Genomic DNA, 402 nt, shown 5'->3' on the forward strand with positions numbered 1-402 from the left:
GCGGCAAGCATACGCCAACGAACCAAATAGCCACAAAAAAGCCCGTTTTTGCGACGGGCTTGGGGTTTTATGCATGATTTTTTTGGTTTTACGAATCAAAACCGGCCAAACCTGAATCGGCGCCAGTCAATGGCATAGAACCAAACCTGCACCATCAGCATAGCCACCAGCAGCCCGTCGAACAGATACTGCGCCGCGAAGTCTGCAGTCTGCAAATAGTCCTGGAGAAACCACGTCTCGATGGCCAGGGTGGCGGACCATGCGCAGGACGCCGAGAGGATGAACTTGATGGACGGCTGCCGGGTGACGGCCAGGGCCATAATGTCGATGCACGCGAACGACAGATACCAGATGGAAGCCAGCTCCCCATCCACCTCCACCGCCCAGGCGGGAATCATGGCG

The 402-nt window shown here is 56.5% G+C and carries 1 protein-coding gene; it reads right to left on the reverse strand.

Going from position 1 to position 402, the window contains the following annotated elements; all coding sequences use genetic code 11:
* Nucleotides 1–95: 95 nt before the first annotated feature.
* Nucleotides 96–402, reverse strand: a 307-nt coding sequence (locus GVL03_RS21375) for a hypothetical protein (protein WP_159502763.1), incomplete at its 5' end; no start/stop codon positions are given.

It is taken from the genome of Microbacterium sp. 18062, assembly GCF_902706225.1.
Taxonomy (GTDB): Bacteria; Actinomycetota; Actinomycetes; order Actinomycetales; family Microbacteriaceae; genus Microbacterium.